This window comes from Phenylobacterium sp., from assembly GCF_044372605.1.
Lineage (GTDB): Bacteria > Pseudomonadota > Alphaproteobacteria > Caulobacterales > Caulobacteraceae > Phenylobacterium.
Genome location: NZ_JBILRO010000276.1, coordinates 1 through 4,145, shown reverse-complemented (window position 1 = coordinate 4,145; position 4,145 = coordinate 1). Strand labels below are relative to the sequence as shown.

The 4,145-nt window shown below is 64.6% G+C and carries 4 protein-coding genes; 2 read left to right on the top strand and 2 right to left on the bottom strand.

What is annotated here, in order from left to right:
• Positions 1–846: 846 nt before the first annotated feature.
• Positions 847–1,251, top strand: a complete 405-nt coding sequence (locus ACIQ42_RS16605) for a GFA family protein (protein WP_397423353.1) — start codon at positions 847–849, stop codon at positions 1,249–1,251.
• A 68-nt stretch (positions 1,252–1,319) separates the two neighbouring features.
• On the opposite strand, the gene ACIQ42_RS16600 is transcribed toward ACIQ42_RS16605, so the two are convergent.
• Positions 1,320–1,697: a VOC family protein gene (locus ACIQ42_RS16600; protein WP_397423352.1), complete on the bottom strand. Its 378-nt coding sequence runs from the start codon at positions 1,695–1,697 to the stop codon at positions 1,320–1,322.
• A gap of 141 nt (positions 1,698–1,838) precedes the next feature.
• On the opposite strand from ACIQ42_RS16600, the gene ACIQ42_RS16595 reads away from it, so the two are divergent.
• A complete protein-coding gene (locus ACIQ42_RS16595; RefSeq protein ID WP_397423351.1) occupies positions 1,839–3,668 on the top strand; it encodes a flavin-containing monooxygenase in 1,830 nt (609 codons plus the stop codon).
• 117 nt (positions 3,669–3,785) lie between these two features.
• On the opposite strand, the gene ACIQ42_RS16590 is transcribed toward ACIQ42_RS16595, so the two are convergent.
• On the bottom strand, positions 3,786–4,145 hold a 360-nt coding region (locus ACIQ42_RS16590; RefSeq protein ID WP_397423350.1), incomplete at its 5' end, for a PaaI family thioesterase.

Sequence of the window (4,145 nt, the reverse complement as noted above, 5' to 3'; positions counted from 1 at the left end):
GCACCACCGTGCCGGTCAGCAGCCAGGGCGTACGCAGCCAGTAGCGGGAGATGAACCCCAGCACCTGCTTGTTGGAGAGCACCCGCTGGCGGTTCTCGTCCTCGTCTTCGTAGTGGTCAGTCATGGGTCAAGTCCCGGGATGGCGGCGACGGACGGGGACGCCCTCAAACGGGAGCCCGCACAGTTCCGTGTCGGAAAGGTAAGGAGATTTGGCGGAGCGTTGGTGAAAGGGGCCCGGAGGGCCTTGGGCGCGCGGCGTGCCTTCAAAGACCGGCCGAAGACGGCCGTTCAGCGAAGCAGTCGGGTCAAACTAATGGTGCGGCGGCAGCCCGAGGCGCGTGCGGGGAAACGTCTTTGTGACAGCTGGCATTCTGACGAACCTCCCTGCTCAAGCCTCGAAGTTCGTGAAGCTAGGCGGGGTTTGGAGAGGGGTCAAGGAACGGCGTTCAGACTTTGGCTGGTGGCGATTGATGGTGGCGGTTTGGCCACACCGGGGATCATCCTCCGTATCTGGCCAGGCGCTGTTCGGCCCGGCAGGAGGGTGTTCCCAATACAGCGAGCCGCTACCGATCCACGAGACATACGCTCACGAAGCCGTCACTGGCGCCGCATTCCTCCCAGCGAACAATCTCGCCGCCTAAGGGATCCGCCCATGCGGCGCGGCAAGATCATTAGACTCGCTAGAGCCTATCCGGTTCAGATGAAATCATCTGAACCGGACAAACAGGCTCGTTCTCATATGTTTAGAGCACGACGGGCGCTTGAACCGGTATCCACTTCAAGCTGTCGTGCTCCAAGGGCTGGGATGAGAACCTGGGGCTGGATGCCACACGGAGTGAGAATGCGATGACGAAGGTCAGGACATATGCCGGCGGATGTCTTTGCGGCGATCTGCGTTTTGAAGCGACTGGCCCGGCGGCGAAGCCGCACACCTGTTCCTGCCGGATGTGCCAACGGCACAGCGGAGCGCTGACCACAGCGTGGGTCGAGTTCCCGCGCGAGGCCGTCCGGTGGACGGGACCGGGCGGCGCGCCGTCGCTCTATCGCTCCTCTGACTATTCGAGCCGGGCGTTCTGTCCGACCTGTGGAAGCACCCTGGGTGCAATGGATGACGCCCCGGTGGTCGCCCTGGTGCTGGGCGTATTCGACAAGCCCGGGACTAAAGACCTGATGCCCACATCACATTCCTTTCGCGGCGCAAGACCGCGATGGTGGCATGTGGAGGTCGGGGCCCCGCCACCAGCAGGCTGACAGCAAAACGGCGGCTGCCCTGGGGCGGCCGCCGTCCTGAATTCCCTGATGCGCGAACGCGCCTCAGATCACCCCATGCGGTGCAGCGCGCACAGCTTGTTGCCATCGGGATCGCGCAGGTAGGCCAGGTACATCTTGCCCATGCCGCCTTCACGGACGCCGGGGGGATCCTCACAGGTGGTTCCGCCGTTGGCGACACCTGCGGCGTGCCAGGCGTCAGCCTGTTCGGAGGTGGCGCAGGCGAAGCCGATAGTGGCGCCGTTGCCGTGGGTGGCCGGCGCGCCGTCGATCGGTTGGGACACCGAGAAGATGCCGGTGGGGGTGATGTAGAAGATGCGATGGCCGTCGACCATCGCCGGACCGGCACCCAAAGCGCCGAGCACGGCGTCGTAGAATTTCTTGGACCGCTCGAGGTCGTTACCGCCGACCATGATGTGCGAGAACATGCTTGAATTCCTTCACTTGGAGAAGGGCGCACATGAGCGAAGAATCGTGACCGCGACAATCCCGGCGAGGCGATTCAGCCAGAATAAATTGTGCTGTCATGTTCCCGCAGCCTAACCTGTCCGAAAAGAAGGAAGCGCACCATGAGCCTGCCACCGGAGCTTGTCGAACTCGCCGGCGGTGCCGTCGATACCGACGCCCTCCATGCTCGATACCTTTCCGAGCGCGACAAGCGCATGCGCGAAGACGGCAACGCCCAGTACACCGAGGCGAAGGCCGAGTTCTCGCGCTATGTGGAGGACCCCTATGTCGAGCCGGGCTTCACCCGCGAGCCGGTGACCGACAAGGTGGAATTCACCATCATTGGCGGCGGGTTCGGCGGGCTGATGATGGGCGCCCGGCTGCGGGAGGCCGGCTTCGAGGATATCCGGCTGGTGGAGGCCGCCGGCGACGTAGGCGGCACCTGGTACTGGAACCGCTATCCCGGCGCCATGTGCGACGTGGAGAGCTATTGCTACCTGCCGCTGCTGGAAGAGCTCGGCTACATGCCGAAGCACAAGTATTCCTTCGCCCCCGAGATCCTTGAACACAGCCGCAATATCGCCCGGCACTACCGTCTCTATGACAATGCGCTGCTGCAGACCTCCATCACGGGCATGGAGTGGGATGAGGCCACCCAGCACTGGATGATCAGCACCAACCGCGGCGACCGGTTCGCCACCCGCTATGTGGCCATGGCAAACGGCCCGCTCAGCCGCCCGAAGCTGCCGGGCATTCCGGGGATCAACGATTTCAGGGGCCATACCTTCCACACCAGCCGTTGGGATTACGCCTACACCGGCGGCGACAACGCCGGCGGCCTGACGGGGCTGAAGGACAAGCGCGTGGGCATCATCGGCACCGGGGCCACGGCGGTGCAGTGCATCCCGCATCTCGGCGAAGGGGCCAGGGAGCTCTTCGTCTTCCAGCGGACGCCTTCGTCGGTCGACGTACGCAACAACGGACCGACCGATCCGGTCTGGGCCGCTTCCCTGGAGCCCGGCTGGCAGGCGAAGCGGATGGAGAACTTCAACATCCTTGTGAGTGGCGGCGACACTGACGAGGACCTGGTCCACGATGGCTGGACCGACATCTACCGGCGCCTCACGGGTAATGCGGCCAAGGAGGCGTCACGCCGCCTGGGCCGACGGCTGACGCGGGAAGAGCGCGGCGAGCTGATGGCTCTGGCCGACTACAACAAGATGAACCAGGTGCGCGCCCGCGTGGACGAAATCGTCAAAGACCCGGTGACAGCGGCGGCGCTGAAGCCCTGGTATCGGCAGTTCTGCAAGCGGCCCTGTTTCCACGACGAGTATCTGCCCACCTACAACCGCCCGAACGTGACCCTGGTGGACACCCACGGCCAGGGCGTGGAACGGATGACCGAGCGCGGCGTGGTCGTGGACGGGCAAGAATACGAACTGGACTGCCTGATCTTCGCCACGGGCTTTGAAGTCGGCACGTCCTACACCCGGCGCGCGGGCTACGACATCGTCGGGCGCGGCGGCAAGACCCTGTCGGAACACTGGGGCGAGGGTCTGCGGACCCTCCACGGCCTGACCACCCACGGCTTCCCCAACTGCTTCTTCCTGGGCTTCACCCAGACCGCGATTACCATCAGCGTGCCGCAGGCCCTGAACGAGCAGGCCAACCATGTGGCCTACATCGTAAGCCAGGTGCGGGATCGCGGTGCGGCCGTTCTGGAGCCTACGGAGGAGGCCGAGGCGGCCTATGTTCAGGAGGTCCGCAGCCTCGCCCGCATGGGCCGGCGGTTCTACGAGGAGTGCACCCCGGGGTACTACAACAGCGAAGGCGCCAAGGATAACCGCGCGGGCTTCTTCTCCGACATGTACGGCGCCGGACCGCTGAAGTTTTTCCAGGTGCTGGAGGGTTGGCGCGCGACCGGGGAGATGCCGGGACTGGAGGTCCGCTAGAGCACGACAGCTTGAAGTGGATACCGGTTCAAGCGCCCGTCGTGCTCTAAACGTATGATAACGAGCCTGTTTATCCGGTTCAGATGATTCCATCTGAACCGGACAGGCTCTAGACGCCTAAGCCATCGCCCGCTTTGTCGTAGCCTGCACCGCGTCGGTGGGGATCAGGCGGATGGTTGAGCTCGCCTTGGCGATCACGTCGCCGGCGGCGTTGAGGAGGCGGCCTTCGGCGAAGCAGGTCGATCGGCCGGCGCGTTCGATCCAGCCTTCGGCGATCACCAGGCCAGGCCGCGCCGGGGCGAAGAAGCTGACCTTCATTTCCAGCGACATGGGCGTCATGCCGGGAGACTGGGACATGGCCGCGCCGGCCATCGCTGCGTCGATCCAGCCGCTGACGAAGCCCCCCTGTGCCACCCCGCCGGAGTGGCACATGTGCGGTGCGCACATGTATTCGATCACGGCGCGTCCGTCTTCGCG